This is a genomic window from Streptomyces sp. NPDC054932, from assembly GCF_053610205.1.
In genome coordinates this window covers 1-1,387 of record NZ_JBSGXU010000395.1, presented here as the reverse complement: position 1 = coordinate 1,387, position 1,387 = coordinate 1, and the positions used below count along the sequence as shown (strand labels likewise).

General features: G+C 72.9%; 1 protein-coding gene. It reads left to right on the top strand.

Features of this window, described 5'->3' with window-relative positions; all coding sequences use genetic code 11:
- Nucleotides 1-22: 22 nt before the first annotated feature.
- Nucleotides 23-1,009 carry an MsnO8 family LLM class oxidoreductase gene (locus tag ACWGE1_RS41065; protein WP_453425573.1) on the top strand — a complete coding sequence of 329 codons (987 nt, stop codon included), beginning with the start codon at nt 23-25 and terminating at the stop codon, nt 1,007-1,009.
- Nucleotides 1,010-1,387 lie beyond the last annotated feature (378 nt).

Below are 1,387 nucleotides of genomic sequence, written 5' to 3'. Positions count from 1 at the left end.
ACGTGATCCCTATGCTGACGGCATGCTCGACATACCTCTTTCAGCGCTGGAAGTCGCGATGGTGCAAACGGGCACCCGGGCCGCGGACACACTGCGGGACACCACGGCCTTCGCACAAGGAATGGAACGCCTCGGCTACCACCGCCTCTGGTACGCGGAGCACCACCACTCCCCTGCGATCGGCGCGTTCCCACCGGTCGTACTGACGGCCCACGCTGCCGCTTCGACCTCCGTCATCCGCCTCGGTTCGGGCGGAGTGCTGGCGCCCAACCACGCGCCCCTGACGCTGGCGGAGCAGTTCGGCACCCTGGCCGCCCTGCACGAGAACCGCATCGACCTGGGCATCGGCCGCGGTCCCGGCACCTTCGACGAAGCCACCGCGCGGGCGCTGCGTCGCGGAGCCGACCCCGTGACGGACGCCGAGTACGAGAGCGATGTGGCCGCCGTCCTGTCGTTCCTGGTGGACGAGGTCGCCCTCGGTCCGCTTCCGGAGCCGTGGCTGCTGGCATCCAGCACCGCAGGGGCCGCCCTCGCCGCGCGCCTCGGCCTGCCGGTCGCGATCGCGCACCACATCCGGCCGGACAACACCCTTGCAGCCCTGGACGGTTACCGGGCGGCCTTCACCCCGTCGCGCTGGTGCGAGCGGCCCCGGGTCCTGCTGTGCGTGGAGACGGTGTGTGCGCAGACGCAGGAGGAGGCCGAATGGCGGGCGGGGCCGATGAACGTCATCAAGGCGGGCCTGCTGAAGGGACTGAGCGAGACCCCCTTCCCGACACCCGCGCAGGCGGCCGTCCACCCCTTCACCGAGCAGGAACGGCAGGCGCTGGCCGGCTTCCGTGCGCAGCAGGCCGTCGGGGCGCCCGGAACCGTCGTGGCGCGGCTCGCGCAACTGGCCGCCGAGACCGGGGCGGACGAGCTGATGCTGGCCACGCCCGTCCACGACCTCCATGACCGCATCGGCTCCTACGAGCTCATCAGGAAGTACTGCGACGCCGCGACGGCCCCGTAGGCGCGGGACGGGGCGGGACGGGGCGGCGCGGGACGGGGCGCGGGCGGGTACGGCGCCACCGCGGCCGACGGCGAGCTCGCCGCTGATGCTGTCGAACCTGCTCCGGCCTCGGCCGTCCGCCAGGAACACGATGTCGCTCGTCTCCGTCCCGCCCGCCGCGGGGCCGTGCCAGGATCCGATCGGACGCCTGTCGAGGAAGATCACGCACTGATGACGTCCGACCGGGGACGGTCCGCCCCAGACCGCGACCGGCCCCGGTGGCCGACGTCCTGTGAGACTCCTCACCCGCGTCGGGCACCGCGCACCGCGGAAGCCGCCGCGGCCGTCACCGATCCCGCGGTCGAGGGCTCTGACCGGGATATTCCCGCGCGCCGGAGT